The organism is Enterobacter cloacae complex sp. 2022EL-00981, assembly GCF_028737495.1.
Classification (GTDB): domain Bacteria; phylum Pseudomonadota; class Gammaproteobacteria; order Enterobacterales; family Enterobacteriaceae; genus Enterobacter; species Enterobacter cloacae.
Map to the genome: position 1 here is coordinate 63,191 of NZ_JAQZRK010000012.1, position 14,814 is coordinate 78,004.

Genomic DNA, 14,814 nt, shown 5'->3' on the forward strand with positions numbered 1-14,814 from the left:
TACCGATCTCATTATCAGGGAGTCACGCCAAGACATGGCCGTAGCGAAAAAGATCACCATCAACGATGTCGCGCTGGCGGCGGGGGTTTCCGTCAGCACCGTTTCACTGGTCCTGAGTGGAAAAGGGCGTATCTCTCCCGCGACCGGTCAGCGGGTTAACGACGCCGTTGAACAACTGGGTTTTGTGCGTAACCGTCAGGCGTCGGCCCTGCGCGGGGGACAAAGCGGCGTGATTGGCCTGATCGTGCGTGACCTGACTTCACCCTTTTACGCCGAACTGACCGCCGGGTTAACCGAAGCGCTGGAGGCGCAGGGACGAATGGTGTTTCTGCTCCACGGTGGGCGCGAGCCGGACCAGCTTCTTTCCCGGCTCGACATGCTGCTCACCCAGGGCGTTGACGGTGTGATTGTTGCCGGAGCGTCGGGCGTGAGCAGTGAATTATGCGAGCGCGCGGCCGCAAAAGGCGTGCCGCTGGTCTTTGCGTCGCGCGCCAGTTATCTGGATGAAGCCGATACCCTGCGGCCAGATAACATGCAGGCGGCCCAAATGTTGACCGAGCATCTTATTCGTCGCGGACATCAGCGGATTGCCTGGCTCGGCGGAAAAAGCTCGTCGTTGACCCGCGCCGAACGGGTGGGCGGTTATTGCGCGACGCTGATTAAATACGGTTTACCGTTCCACAGCGAGTGGGTGGTAGAGTGTGAATCCAGTCAGAAAAAAGCCGCAGAAGCGATCGGTGCGCTGTTAAGCAGCAGTCCGACGATAAGCGCCGTGATTTGCTATAACGATGTGATTGCGATGGGGACCTGGTTTGGTCTGATCCGCGCCGGCCGTCAGAGCGGCGAGGGCGGGGTTGAAACCTTCTTCGGCCATCAGGTGGCGTTAGGGGCATTTGCCGACGTTGGCGAAAATGCGCTGGACGATCTGCCCATTGTCTGGGCCACCACGCCCGCACGGGAGATGGGCTACACGCTGGCGGACAGGATCATGCAGCGCATCGAAAAAACAGACGTGCAGGCCGGGCACCAGATTGTGGCGGCGCGGTTAGTCACGGTGAAATAATCCAGAGCACGTTGCGGATCGTAGGCCGGGTAAGGCGTAGCCGCCACCCGGCAATAAAAAACCCCTCATGCGAGGGGTTTTGTCGTTTACTGCTGTGGCGCCGCAGGTTCGGCTGGCGCTGCTGGTTCAGCCGGTTCCGGCATGCCCAGGGCAGGCATACCAAACATGCCGACAAAGTCCTCCAGTGGCATTTTGTCACCGTTGAGCGTCACCTGGCCGTTGGCATACTGCAGGCTGGTGGAAATCGTGTTGTCGTCCACCTTCGTGATACGGAACATCTGGCCCATCGCCGCCAGGCCTTTCACCTGCTGGTTTGCCAGCTTGCCGGCATCGTCATCGCCGTACCCTTCAAGCTTCGCAATCTGAGTCATAAACTCGGTCGCCATATCCATTGGGATCGTCAGCTTGCTGTCCAGAGACTTCACGCTGCGATCCACTTCCTGCGCCAGCGTTTGCGGTTCGCCCGTTGCGGCTGCCGGATCTTTCAGGAACAGAGACAGGTTAAAGCTGGTTTCGCCTTTGCTGTTTTTCCAGCTCAGCGGAGCGACGGTGATCACCGGTTCACCTTTGAGCAGGATAGGCAGGTTGTTGAACAGCACGGCCATCGCCTGCTGCTGATACACTTCCGGGTTCTGCTGCAGCGCGGCATCGGTCAGCAGCGCCTGGCTCTCTTTGCTGTATTTCTGACTGAATTCATGCCATGCCTGACCGTCAATATTGCCGATCTTCAGCGAAAGCTTGCCGGTACCCAGGTCCTGATTCTGCACTTTCAGGCTCTTCAGGGTATAATCCAGCTGAGTATTGATACTCTTACCGTCTTTGGAGACATCCGATTTACCATCAACGTCCATGCCTTCCAGCACGGCCATCTCTTTACCTTCAATCGCAATGGCAATCTTATCAATCGAGAGTTTCTGATCGCCGATACGCTCTTTGAAGTCGGTCATGCGGCTGTTGCCGTCTGCTTTCAAATTGTTGAAGGTAATCTGTACCTTCTGATCGTATTCGTTAACGGCGTTGACCAGACCGCTTTGCGCTTCCCCTGTCAGGGAGAGCACGTTCCCTTCGCGGTCAGCATCTACGGTGAAGTTGCCACCGCTGAAGGTGACTTTCTCGTTCTCTTTCTCGTAGTTCAGCGCCTTCAGCGCGATATTCGAGCTGGTATCACCGGCATAGCTGATGCGGGTATCAACCGCGAAAGGTGATTCATTTTTTGCCAGTTCGAACAGCGGCTTAGTTAAGTCGTTATTCACCAGCACGGTGTGAACGGACGCCATTGATGGGATCAGATTAAAGGACTTCAGCTGCGCCAGCGGGAACGGACCGTGACTTACCACCTCATCCAGCACCACCGTCTGGCCCGGCTTCAGCCAGCCATTTTCATTTCCGGCAACGGGCTTCACCACAAGCTGCATATGGCTGGTGAATACCCCGCGCTCATAATTCTGATAGCTCAGCTCTACACCCGCTTCCGGTGCGCCACGCTTAATTTGGCTGTTAGCCTGTGCCACCATCTCAGCCAGACGGCTCTCCAGCTGCTTCCCGGTAAACCAGGATGCTCCCGTCCAGACTACGCCTAACGCTACAATCACGCCTACCGCTACGACCGATTTTTTCATTGCGACTATCCCTAAAATGAAACCAGGCGGTAGAAACCGCCCGGAGATATAAAGCCTGCCACTAGCTTAGCAAGAGTTGTTAAAAAATTCAGTATTGTCTAAAGCTTATTAAATACGCGCGCCAGGCGACCGGTACCGCTCACGCTGACCGGGGACTCATTAGCAGCAACGAAAGCTGACTCACCCGGCTTAAGCACCAGACGCTGTTCGCCTTTATGCAGTGTCGCTTCACCCTCAACGCAGAACAGGATCGCCGCGCTCTCCTGCGCGATGGTCGTTTCGGTCTGGCTGAGGTCGTGCAGGGAGAAAGCAAAATCGTCAACCGGAATAGGGAAGTCCAGCTCTGCGCCATTTTTGACGGGCTGAGTAAGCAGCTCGGCAGCAGGTTTTGCCACAAACTTCACGTTAGCCACCAGTTCAGGGATGTCGATATATTTCGGCGTCAGACCCGCGCGCAGCACGTTGTCCGAGTTGGCCATTACCTCCAGCGCCACACCCTGCAGATAGGCATGCGGCGTTTCTGCGAACAGGAACATGGCTTCGCCCGGGTTTAGCTTCACCACGTTCAGCAGCAGCGGGGAGAACAGGCCGCTGTCGTCCGGGTAAAACGCAGAAATCAGACGGATGGTGTCCCATGGTTCGCCCTGCTGGCCGTCCAGCGCCGCTTTCAGCACCGCCAGGGCGTGGGATTTCTCGTCGCCCTGCATGTTGAGCAGGCTGGCGAACAGCTGACTCAGGCTTTCCGCGTTCGGATTTGCCAGGAAATGTGCGATAGCGTTATGCGCTCCTGCGACCGGCTGCAGCAGAGAGATGATCTCGGAGAACTCGCGAAACGCGTTCATCGCCAGGAAAGGGGTCAGCGCAAAGACCAGCTCCGGCTTGTGGTTCGGATCTTTATAGTTACGCTCGGCGGCATCTAACGGGATACCGGCCGCATTCTCTTTTGCAAAGCCAATTTCAGAGGCTTTCTTGTTCGGGTGAACCTGGATGGAGAGAGGTTGATCGGCACACAGCACCTTAAACAGGAACGGCAGCTCGCCAAAACGGTTGGCCACGCTGTTGCCCAGCCGCGTGGCTTTATCGGCATCAATTACGTCGCGCAGCGCGCGCACCTGGCCGCTGGCATCTTCAACTTTTGAGCTGCTCTTCGGGTGGGCGCCCATCCACAGTTCTGCCATCGGCAGGTTGTCCGGGTTCGCGATACCGTAGAGTTCCGTTAACGCAGTTTTACTTCCCCAGGCGTAGTTTTGCACTGAGTTGATGAGTTTTTGCATTATCAAGCCCTGATTCAAATGTGGAATAAACTCCGGGTATTAAAGCAATAAACCACCTGGAAGTAACCTGCGGATGTAAAAAGTCGTACTAGTCTCAGTTTTTGTTAAAAAATTGTGTAGGATAAGCTGACTCGCTTTTAAGCCGGGCAGCGGAACATCTGCCCTGAATAATCAGACCGACGCAGTAAGTGAGAGAACAATGTCGAACAAACCCTTTCATTACCAGGATCCTTTCCCGCTCGGTAAGGATCAGACCGAATATTACCTGTTAACCCGCGATCACGTCTCTGTCTCTGAGTTTGAAGGGCAGGAGATCCTCAAGGTCGATCCGCAGGCGCTGACCTTACTGGCGCAGCACGCCTTCCACGACGCCTCGTTTATGCTCCGTCCTGCGCATCAGCAGCAGGTGGCCGATATTCTCAGCGACCCGGAGGCCAGCGAAAACGATAAGTATGTCGCGCTGCAGTTCCTGCGTAACTCCGATATCGCGGCAAAAGGCATTCTGCCGACCTGCCAGGACACCGGTACGGCCATCATCGTGGGTAAAAAAGGCCAGCGTGTCTGGACCGGAGGCGGCGATGAAGCCGCGCTGGCGCACGGTGTCTACAACACTTACACCGAAGACAACCTGCGCTACTCGCAAAACGCGGCGCTGGATATGTATAAAGAGGTCAACACCGGCACCAACCTGCCTGCGCAAATTGACCTCTATAGCGTGGACGGCGATGAGTACAAATTCCTTTGCATCGCGAAAGGCGGCGGTTCAGCCAACAAAACCTACCTCTACCAGGAAACGAAAGCGCTGCTCACACCGGGCAAGCTGAAGAACTACCTGGTGGAAAAAATGCGTACCCTGGGGACTGCAGCCTGCCCGCCATACCATATCGCCTTTGTCATTGGCGGCACGTCGGCGGAAGCGACGCTGAAAACCGTGAAGCTGGCATCGACCAAATACTACGACGGCCTGCCAACCGAAGGGAACGAACACGGCCAGGCGTTCCGTGATGTTCAGCTTGAGCAGGAGTTGCTGGAAGAAGCGCGTAATCTGGGGCTCGGCGCACAGTTCGGCGGTAAATACTTTGCTCACGACGTGCGTGTGATCCGTCTGCCGCGCCACGGCGCATCCTGCCCGGTGGGTATGGGCGTCTCATGCTCGGCGGATCGTAACATCAAAGCGAAGATCAACCGTGAAGGCGTGTGGATCGAAAAACTGGAGAACAACCCGGGTAAATACATTCCGGAAGAGTTGCGTAAAGCCGGTGAAGGTGAAGCGGTTCGCGTTGATCTGAACCGTCCGATGAAAGAGATTCTGGCGCAGCTGTCTCAGTACCCGGTCTCGACGCGTCTCTCCCTGAACGGCACGATCATCGTCGGCCGCGACATCGCCCATGCGAAGCTGAAAGAGCGCCTGGACAACGGCGAAGGGTTGCCGCAGTACATCAAAGATCATCCGATCTACTACGCGGGCCCGGCGAAAACGCCAGAGGGTTATGCCTCCGGCTCATTAGGCCCAACCACCGCAGGCCGCATGGACTCCTATGTTGACCAGCTCCAGGCCAACGGCGGCAGCATGATCATGCTGGCGAAAGGCAACCGCAGCCAGCAGGTGACGGATGCGTGCCACAAGCACGGCGGGTTCTACCTGGGCAGTATCGGTGGTCCGGCGGCCGTACTGGCGCAGGGCAGCATCAAGAGCCTGGAGTGCGTGGAATACCCGGAACTGGGTATGGAAGCGATCTGGAAAATTGAAGTGGAAGATTTCCCGGCGTTTATCCTGGTGGATGACAAAGGCAATGACTTCTTCAAGCAGATCCAGTCCTCTCAGTGTTCGGCATGTGTGAAGTAAGCTAAAAAGCCGGGTGGCGGCTGCGCCACCCGACACCAAAAGAGCGCACAAAGCGCCATAACGTTTCACAGAAGTCATCAATACTTATCTCTTAAGCATGTGAGCAATCCCATCTTTAATTATCAAGGAGAAAGTAATGACAACGCATCGCCGTGAGAAAGACTCGATGGGCGCGATCGACGTTCCGGCCGACAAACTCTGGGGGGCGCAAACCCAGCGCTCACTTGAGCATTTCCGCATTTCAACTGAAAAAATGCCCGTCTCGCTGATTCAGGCGCTGGCGCTGACCAAACGTGCCGCCGCCAAAGTAAACCTGGATCTGGGCCTGCTGGCGGCTGACAAAGCCAACGCCATCATCAATGCCGCCGACGAAGTGCTGGCGGGCAAGCATCCCGACGAATTCCCCCTGGCCATCTGGCAGACCGGCTCTGGCACGCAGAGCAACATGAACATGAATGAAGTGCTGGCCAACCGGGCAAGCGAGTTGCTGGGCGGCGTGCGCGGTATGGAGCGTAAGGTTCACCCGAACGATGACGTGAACAAGAGCCAGAGCTCCAACGATGTCTTCCCGACGGCAATGCACGTGGCGGCGGTGATTGCCATCCGTGAACAGCTGATCCCGCAGCTAAATGTGCTTAAAAGCACCCTTAACGAGAAAGCCCAGGCCTTCAGCGATATCGTCAAAATCGGGCGTACCCACCTGCAGGATGCCACGCCGCTGACCCTTGGGCAGGAGATATCCGGCTGGGTGGCGATGCTGGAACACAATCTCAAACACATTGAGTACAGCCTGCCGCATCTCTCTGAACTGGCGCTGGGCGGCACGGCGGTGGGGACGGGGTTAAATACCCATCCGGAGTACGCGGTGCGCGTGGCGGAAGAGCTGGCCGCGATTACCGGGCAACCGTTTGTTACCGCGCCCAATAAGTTTGAGGCGCTGGCAACCTGCGACGCGCTGGTTCACACCCATGGTGCGCTGAAAGGGCTGGCGGCATCACTGATGAAAATCGCCAACGACGTGCGCTGGCTGGCCTCTGGCCCGCGCTGCGGCATTGGTGAAATCAGCATCCCGGAAAATGAACCGGGTAGCTCCATTATGCCGGGCAAAGTGAACCCGACGCAGTGTGAAGCCATGACCATGCTCTGCTGTCAGGTGCTGGGAAATGACGTGGCCGTCAACATGGGCGGTGCGTCAGGCAATTTCGAGCTGAACGTCTATCGTCCGATGGTTATCCACAATGTGCTTCAGTCTGTACGTTTGCTGGCGGACGGCATGGAGAGTTTCAACGCGCATTGCGCCTCCGGCATTGAGCCGAACCGCGAGCGAATCAGCCAGTTGCTCAATGAGTCGCTGATGCTGGTGACCGCCCTCAATACCCATATCGGCTACGACAAAGCCGCTGAGATCGCCAAAAAGGCGCATAAAGAGGGGCTGACGCTGAAAGCCTCTGCGCTGGCGCTTGGCTACCTCACGGAAGCCGAGTTTGATGCCTGGGTCCGCCCTGAAGCGATGGTCGGCAGCCTGAAATAGTCACGTCGCCACATACAGGTGCAGCCGGGGAATAATCAGCTGCAGCGGCTGCGCCTGAGGCTTATAGCGATGCTGAACGTTTTCCGCATCGTAATTCAGCAGTTCGCCAATGTCCGGTACCACAGCGCCCTGATCGGCATCGTAGAGCGCAATCAGCGGTGTTGGGCAGGCGTACTGGATCTGCTTTTGCTGGCCTGAATACCAGACGCGGGCGATAGGCTGCACCTTCACCGGGCGTTTAATCTTCAGGCGCGTTTCAGCGGGCAATGACGCGATGCTGTGATACTCCTGCTCCAGGCGCTCAATCCACTGCTCGCGCGACCACGGAGCCACGGTGCGCGGCGCTTTCAGGCTCTTTTCCAGCTGGGCCAGGATCTCATCCCGGGTAAAGTTTTTGATAATGTGCTTGTTGGCCCAGCCGAAGCGCAGCGTGGCGGGCTGACGCAGTACCGTCAGCGTACGGTAGGCATTCAGGGTGATTAAACCCGGAAGCTGGCGGTGCACCCACTCAAAGCGGGCGGCTGGCGCCAGGCCTGACTCTTCGGTAATGATCTTTTCAAATGCCGCTTTCAGGGTATTGATGTGCGTAATCTGGGTTTCCAGCGCCTCACGGGTTTCGGCGTCCGTTTGCAGACAGATCACCCCCGGCAGGCGAACGGCCGCCTTGCTGCTGCGGTTTTCTGACTGCTGCTGAATAAACAGGCGACGATAGTGCTGTAGCGCCAGATCCCGCGCGGATTGGCCGATATGCTGTTTGACGTCGATGGTTTGCAGCGGATCGTGCTCTGCGCCTTTTGCCACCTCCGGCAGGGTAAAGACCCGCGCAGCCAACAGGCGGCAGGCCTGCAGGCGCTCGGTCAGCGTTAACAGCTCATGCTCCATCTCCCGAAAGGTGCTGTTCAGCCTTTCGATAAGATCGTATGTCGCCATGTGAACCCCCATTAGTTACAACATACTCATGGTATAGCACAGCACGCCGGGTCAAGCCAGCGTGCGGTTAAGGTCAGGCAGGAACGGGAAGGGCGATGTTATGGTACACCGGCCAGCTAAAGCAGAAGCATGCGCCGCCGAGTTCACTCTCCCCGCACTGCACCGTGCCGCCCATCGCCTGCGCGATAGAGTGGACAATCGCCAGCCCCAGACCACACCCTCCCGTCGCACGGTCGCGGCTCGGGTCGAGACGCACAAACGGCTCGAACACGGTTTCACGCGCATCCGGGGCGATGCCGGGGCCATCGTCTTCCACCGTCAGACGGGCCTGATTGTCCTGCAAGTCCAGGCCAATCCGCAGCGTGCTCTCGCTGTAGCGCATGGCGTTGTTCATCAGATTATCCAGCACGCGTTCCATCAGGCGCATGTCCAGCGCGCCGTAATCTCCCGGCGTGACGCGCGTTAACAGGGTGCGTTGCGGATTGACGCTCTGGACGTCATCAATATGAGTTTGGATCCACGTCGGCAAATCTGGGGTACTGAGGTGCAGTTCATTTTGTGGACGGTCAAGACGAGCATAGGTGAGCAGCTCCTCAATGAGCGCTTCAAGCTGGCCGATGTCGCGGTTTAACGCCTGAGACTCTGCCGCCGTAAGGTTTTCGCTCATCTCCAGCCGATAGCGCAGACGCACCAGCGGCGTGCGCAGCTCATGAGCAATCCCGTCGATCAGCTGTTTTTTGCTGGCAATCAGGGCGTTGATGTTATCGGCCATCTGGTTAAATGCCACCCCCAGACGTTCAAAGCTGGACCCGCTGTCAAAGTGAATACGCTCGGTAAGATGCCCCTCGCCAAAGCGCTGTGCGGCGGATTCCAGTTTCAGCATGTCCTGCCAGTGTGGGCGCATCCAGATAAAGACCGGGAAGGCGAGTGAAATGGCGATAAAGGCCATCAGGGCCATATCCAGCAGGCGCATCTGGTGCAGATAATAGAGATAAGGCACCGGCCCTACGGCCAGCACATAATGACTGCGCGGAATACGCTGGATAAAGGTGTATTTCTCATCCAGTGCCACGATATCCCCGTCACGCAGGCGCTGCATGGCAGGCGGATCTAAATCGAAATCCTTCAGCGGTTCAATGCGCAGATCGAACGACAGGTTCAAATCCAGCTCTTTTAAGGTTCTCGCCCAGTCATGTGGTGGAATTTCACGCAGTTCGCTGCGCATCAGATAAAGTGAGCTTTTCATCAGATCGTCCAGCGACTGCCTGCCCGCTCGTTCGGCAGTGAACTTATAGACCAGCCCGACCAGCATGGTCATCACCAGGAAGCAGACAAACAGCAAAAGATAAAACTGCACAAAAAGCTTTTTCATTAAATCTCACCGAAAAAACGATACATGCCGAATATACATGAAAAACCTTCCGGTGTTTTCACCACCATCATGCACGACAAACGTATTATCTGAGCCGTGCCGAGGTTTGTTACATGGCGTGAGTACTTCTTTTGATTTTGGCAATGAGTTTTTCTGTCACGCTCAGGCCTTCCGCGATCTCCGCATCAATCACGGCGCTTCCGAATTCGTTAATTAAATCCAACAATATTTCGTAAGACTGAATCAGTTCCAGAAGATCAAAGAGGGCTTTTTGGTCGGCACGCGCGGGGGAGGCTTGGTTAAGCGTTGCCTGATTAACAATCCATTCAAGATTGGTTTTGATGGCTTCTACGTCATGGTAGCTATACATATGTCATAGGCTTAAATCCTCATTTCAAGATTTTATGGGAGAGAGGTAGCGAAAGCGTCGCGATAAAAACGTTTATGTGGCGGGCCCGGTGCGAGCTCAAGAAGGAATGCAGGAAAAGTAATTATGGATTAGTTCGCTGGCTTAGCAAGTTAATTGTTGCGCCAACGGGCAAATTAACGCGCGAAAGTCAGGGCATTGTCGTGTAATGCCTTCATTTCGCGCAGGTTATGCTATTTTGCCAACGCGATCAGGTTTCCCAGGCGTGCGGGGCGAACAGATAACCCTTGTTACGCACGGTTTTGATGCGGTACGGCTCGGTGGCGTTGTCCTGCAGTTTCTTACGCAGTCGCGAAATAGCCACGTCAACACTGCGATCCATTCCATCGTAACTTACGCCGCGCAGGTTTTTCAGCAACGCGTCACGGTCCATAATCTGCCCTGCATGGGTGGCCAGCTCCCAGAGCAGGTCAAAATCGGCGGTAGAGAGCGCGATAAGCTCACCGGAGAGCAGGACCTGGCGGTTAACCGGATCGATGGATAACGTGCCAAACCGCATCGCTTTATGCGGCATCAGGGACTGCGCCGGCACCTCGCGTTCACTGCTGGCATGCTGGCGCAAATGCAGGCGCAGACGGGCGAGCAGAACGGCAGGCGGCGTGGTTTTAAGAATGTAGTCATTGGCCCCCATCTCCAGCGACAGAATATGGTTCATGTCGCTGTCCAGTGAGGTCAGCAGCACGATAGGGCCATCCCACTGAGCGCGCAGGTCGCGGCACAGCGTCATCCCGTCTTTGCCGGGCAACATGATATCCAGCAGCACCAGATCCGGGTTTTCACGCACCACGACCTCTTCGGCGCGATCGCCACGTGGCTCAACAATAACGTCCATATCATGTTTACCCAGATAAGCGGCGATCAATTGCCCCACTTCGGGCTCATCTTCTACATAAACAATCTTATTCATACAACGTCTGTTATCGCGAAAAATGCCAACATACACCGCGTAACCTTAACCTTCCATTAATCTTTCAAAATTAACGTCAGTTCCGTTATTCTGGCTCTTATTGTTACTTGATTGTTATAGGAAAAAGCATGGGGCTGGCGATAAAAGCCGCGCTGGGCGCGCTGGTGGTGTTATTGATTGGCGTGCTGGCAAAAACAAAAAATTACTACATTGCCGGGCTGATTCCGCTCTTCCCGACGTTTGCGCTCATTGCACACTACATTGTCGCCACGGAACGCGGCACTGAGGCGTTGCGCACCACCATTGTGTTTGGCATGTGGTCAATCATCCCTTACTTTCTCTACCTGTTGTCCTTGTGGTATTTCACGGGCTTTCTGCGGCTTCCCCTGGCGCTGGGCGGGGCGGTGGTCTGCTGGGGGCTCAGCGCCTGGGTGCTGATTTTCTTCTGGAGCCGCTATCACTAGCGCAGCGGTCGCCCGCCGTCCACAGCAAAGGTTCTGCCGGTGACGTAACAGCTGGTGAGCAGATAATCGATAAGGTCGATCACCTCTTTCTCGCCAGGGGCGATTTTCATCAGGGATTTATTCAGCGCCTGCTGACGATACTCGGCATCATCGCCCTCGTTGAATAAAATCATCGCCGGGGCGATGGCGTTCACCTTGACCTCTGGTGCCAGCTTGCGGGCAAATGAACGCGTCATGTTATCCAGTGCGGCTTTACTCGCCGCATAAGCGATGTGTTTGTCGCTCCCGCGCTCCACCACATAATCGGTGAAATGAATAATGTCACCCGCGGCATGGCCGTGGCCGCGCAGCAGATCCTGTAGGGCATGGTTAAGCAGATAGGGGGCATTGACGTGGATCTGCAGCATACAGGCGAGCGTTTCGCTGAGCGACGTACCGGGTTTTTCTGCAAGCCATGCGCTGGCGTTATGGATAATCGCCCGCAGACCGTGGGTCGTTGATTTGACCTTATCCGCAAAGGCAAGAATGCCGTCGTCGGTGGAGAAATCAGCCTGAATACAGGTTGCCCCCGCTTTTCGTAGCCCGTCTATCGAGGGGTATTCCGTGCGGTAACTGACAATGACCGGGTGGCGAAGGTTGAGAAAGTGATGGGCGAGGGCGAGGCCGATACGACGGCCTCCACCGGTGATCAGTATTGGGCGATGCTGCGCAGTTCCCATCGTATTCTCCTTTTCAGTTCAACAATGGGAAACGCAGGGTTATCCCATTAACATCCAGGTTGCCGGTACGGCAGCAACCAGTAACAGCCCGATGAGGGCCATTTCGCGGCGTTTAAGCGCGTTCTCCAGCTGATGAGTACGGCGGGCATAGATAAACACCAGCAGGCCCGGCGCATACAACACCACCGACAGCAGCAGGTGCATAGGCCCGGAAGCATACAACAACCACAAACCGTAAATACAGGCGCCGATCCCTACCGCATAGTGCGCCGGGCGGGTGGCGATTTTTAACAGATACGCACCCACTAAGAAATAGGGTACCAGAATCATCTCCGAGGCGATGGTCAGCAGGGTGTTATAGTCCGAACCTGTGAGCCAGATCAGCACCAGGCAGACCTGAACGCTGATATTCGTCAGCCAGAGCGACGCTGACGGCGCACTGTTTTTATTCTGACGGGCAAACAGACGCGGAAACGCTTTGTGCGTGGCAGCCAGGAAAGGCACTTCCGCCGCCATGATGGTCCAGCTCAGGTAAGCCCCACAGACGGAGATAATCAGCCCCGCGGCAATCACCACATCGCCCCAGCTACCGAGCATTTTCACCATCAGACCGGCCATGGATGGGTTACGCATTTCGGCCAGTTCAGGACGAGCCACCACACCCAGCGACAGCAGCGTCACCAGCAGATAGACACCGAGGGCCGCCAGCACCGCCAGCAGCGTGGCGCGTCCGACGTCGCGCTTATTGCGCGCGCGGGCAGAGACCACCACCGCACCTTCAACACCAATGAAAACCCACAGGGTGATCAGCATGGTGTTTTTCACCTGCTCCCAGACGGGGACGCCCAGCGCAAGGCCAGTGAAATCGAGTTTAAATACATCCAGACGGAATGCCATAAACGCCATTACGATAAACAGCCCGAGCGGAACCAGTTTGGCCAGCGTCGCCACCAGGTTAATGCTTGCCGCTGTCTGGACGCCGCGCAAAATGAGCCAGTGTACGACCCACAGCAGCACCGACGCCCCGACAATCGACTGCCAGGTGTTGCCGTCACCAAAGAGACGCAGCTCGGGCGTATCGGTAAAGAAACTGAGCGCCGAGAAGACAATAACCAGATAGGAGACGTTAGCGATCACCGCACATAGCCAGTAACCCCACGCGGAACAGAAGCCAATCAGTTCCCCAAAACCGGCCCGCGCGTAGGTGAAAATACCGCCATCGAGATCGGGACGAATACGGGTCAGCAGCAGCATGGCGAAGGCCAGCAGCAAAATGCCAACGCCGGTAATCCCCCAGCCGATCAGTAGCGCGGCAGGGCTTGCGACGGCCGCCATATTCTGCGGTAAACTGAATACCCCCGCACCCAGCATTGAGCTTAAAACGAGTGCAGTTAAAGCACTCAGGCCAAGTTTCTTTTCCATTGGCTTCCTGTTATGAAAGGTCCAAATCCAGAATAATTATTTCGCACAGGCGCATAAAAATGGTGGATCACACTAAGGCGCGGGATTTTACGGAGTGTCACGAACGCATGCAATGATGTGTAGCAGAAATTCAAAAAAAGTAACAAAAAAAGGCGGCACTGAGCCGCCTTTAATGAAGGGTTTTGTTACTTGTACAGATCGGCGCTGATGGTCATGTTGTTACCACGTTCCTGCCACTGGCGGGTGATGTGGTAGTACTTCGCCCCTTTCTTCGCCGCACGCTTCGCGACCTGATAAGAGACTTCCGTACCGTTGCCATAGTTGCCGGTAAACTTGATGCTGTCGAACGGCACCATCTGCGCAGCCGTGGCGTTGTTCAGCTCTTCAACTTTGGTACCGTCTGGCAGGGTAACGGAGTAACGGCCACCTTTCGTGGATTGCGTCTCAAAGAAACGGCCCACTTCAGCGCTTGGCGCTGCGGAGGTTGCTACGCCTGGAATTTCGACTTTCTTCGCTTCTTCGCCGCCTTTCGCTAACGCTGCGCGACCGGCTTCTGAATCAGCAGGGATGGCATCCGGGCTTTGCAGAACGCGTTTTTTCGCATCTTCTTTATAGATGAACGCGGTAATACGCTGGTTGCCACCCTGGTTAGCATCTACCTGACGCACGATGTAGAACGAGTAAGCCCCTTTCTGTTTCGCGGCTTTGGTGATGGCATCGTTCACTTCTGGCTGGCTGCGGTAGAAGCCCTGAACGGTAACGGTGTCATACGGTTCCAGCTCAATCGCCTGATCTTTAGGCAGTTCAACGACGCCGTTGATCACGCGGTTTTTCGGCGCGTCAGCTTTTGGCGCATTCTCTTTGTACAGCGCAATGGTCACGCGCTGGTTGCCGCTATTGCCTTGATCGGACTGGTCAAGCACGTAAAACGACGCTGCGCCGTTTTTATCAGCGGCTTTTGATGCGGCGGTAACGGCATCGCCAATAGAGTTGTAACGACCCACAATGACCGTATGGTCAAAAGGTTTTAACGCTGCCGCTTGCTCCGGCGTTAACTCTGTCGCGGCATTCGCAGACAGGGCGGTCGCGGAAAGAAGTGCGGACGCCAGGAGTGTGTTCTTAAGCTTCATAAAAATAATCCTTCGCCTTGCGCAAACCATGTACTGGTATTGTTGTTAATTTGAGACGGTCCCGATTATGGCATTTAAAACCTGTTGCTGTCTGCGCCATTTTTCACAGC

13 protein-coding genes are annotated in these 14,814 nt (G+C 55.9%); 4 read left to right on the forward strand and 9 right to left on the reverse strand.

The window, feature by feature from the left end; translation table 11 throughout:
* Nucleotides 1-34: 34 nt before the first annotated feature.
* Entirely contained in the window at nt 35-1,063 is a 1,029-nt protein-coding gene (locus PUZ33_RS12530) for a Mal regulon transcriptional regulator MalI (protein ID WP_058680635.1), read from the forward strand.
* A gap of 86 nt (nt 1,064-1,149) precedes the next feature.
* On the opposite strand, the gene PUZ33_RS12535 is transcribed toward PUZ33_RS12530, so the two are convergent.
* Nucleotides 1,150-2,682, reverse strand: coding sequence for a YdgA family protein (locus tag PUZ33_RS12535; protein ID WP_058680634.1), 1,533 nt, complete (start codon nt 2,680-2,682; stop codon nt 1,150-1,152).
* A gap of 98 nt (nt 2,683-2,780) precedes the next feature.
* Nucleotides 2,781-3,956: a mannose-6-phosphate isomerase gene (gene manA, locus PUZ33_RS12540; RefSeq protein WP_058680633.1), complete on the reverse strand. Its 1,176-nt coding sequence runs from the start codon at nt 3,954-3,956 to the stop codon at nt 2,781-2,783.
* Between the two features lie 199 nt (nt 3,957-4,155).
* On the opposite strand from manA, the gene fumA reads away from it, so the two are divergent.
* Both fumA and fumC read left to right on the forward strand, forming a co-directional pair.
* Nucleotides 4,156-5,802, forward strand: a complete 1,647-nt coding sequence (gene fumA / locus PUZ33_RS12545) for a class I fumarate hydratase FumA (protein ID WP_038419230.1) — start codon at nt 4,156-4,158, stop codon at nt 5,800-5,802.
* A 136-nt stretch (nt 5,803-5,938) separates the two neighbouring features.
* A complete protein-coding gene (gene fumC / locus PUZ33_RS12550) occupies nt 5,939-7,333 on the forward strand; it encodes a class II fumarate hydratase (RefSeq protein WP_058661246.1) in 1,395 nt (464 codons plus the stop codon).
* On the opposite strand, the gene tus is transcribed toward fumC, so the two are convergent.
* The 4 genes from tus to rstA all read right to left on the reverse strand — a co-directional run bounded on the left by tus (nt 7,334) and on the right by rstA (nt 10,969).
* Nucleotides 7,334-8,263: a DNA replication terminus site-binding protein gene (gene tus, locus PUZ33_RS12555; RefSeq protein ID WP_029882784.1), complete on the reverse strand. Its 930-nt coding sequence runs from the start codon at nt 8,261-8,263 to the stop codon at nt 7,334-7,336.
* A gap of 73 nt (nt 8,264-8,336) precedes the next feature.
* Nucleotides 8,337-9,635, reverse strand: a complete 1,299-nt coding sequence (rstB, locus tag PUZ33_RS12560) for a two-component system sensor histidine kinase RstB (protein WP_013096876.1) — start codon at nt 9,633-9,635, stop codon at nt 8,337-8,339.
* 109 nt (nt 9,636-9,744) lie between these two features.
* On the reverse strand, nt 9,745-10,005 hold the full coding sequence (locus tag PUZ33_RS12565) for a hypothetical protein (protein ID WP_048971255.1): 261 nt from the start codon (nt 10,003-10,005) through the stop codon (nt 9,745-9,747).
* Nucleotides 10,006-10,252: 247 nt separating this feature from the next.
* Entirely contained in the window at nt 10,253-10,969 is a 717-nt protein-coding gene (rstA, locus tag PUZ33_RS12570; protein WP_013096874.1) for a two-component system response regulator RstA, read from the reverse strand.
* A 128-nt stretch (nt 10,970-11,097) separates the two neighbouring features.
* On the opposite strand from rstA, the gene PUZ33_RS12575 reads away from it, so the two are divergent.
* On the forward strand, nt 11,098-11,433 hold the full coding sequence (locus PUZ33_RS12575) for a GlpM family protein (RefSeq protein ID WP_058680632.1): 336 nt from the start codon (nt 11,098-11,100) through the stop codon (nt 11,431-11,433).
* On the opposite strand, the gene folM is transcribed toward PUZ33_RS12575, so the two are convergent.
* From folM to ydgH, 3 genes are all read right to left on the reverse strand, one after another.
* The gene (folM, locus tag PUZ33_RS12580; RefSeq protein WP_013096872.1) at nt 11,430-12,152 is read right to left on the reverse strand and encodes a dihydromonapterin reductase; all 723 of its coding nucleotides are present in this window, start codon (nt 12,150-12,152) and stop codon (nt 11,430-11,432) included. The two genes, PUZ33_RS12575 and folM, sit on opposite strands and share 4 nt — an antisense overlap.
* Before the next feature lie 39 nt (nt 12,153-12,191).
* Nucleotides 12,192-13,574 carry an amino acid permease gene (locus PUZ33_RS12585; protein WP_058680631.1) on the reverse strand — a complete coding sequence of 461 codons (1,383 nt, stop codon included), beginning with the start codon at nt 13,572-13,574 and terminating at the stop codon, nt 12,192-12,194.
* Nucleotides 13,575-13,759: 185 nt separating this feature from the next.
* Nucleotides 13,760-14,704, reverse strand: a complete 945-nt coding sequence (ydgH, locus tag PUZ33_RS12590) for a DUF1471 family protein YdgH (RefSeq protein ID WP_013096870.1) — start codon at nt 14,702-14,704, stop codon at nt 13,760-13,762.
* Between the last annotated feature and the right edge of the window lie 110 nt (nt 14,705-14,814).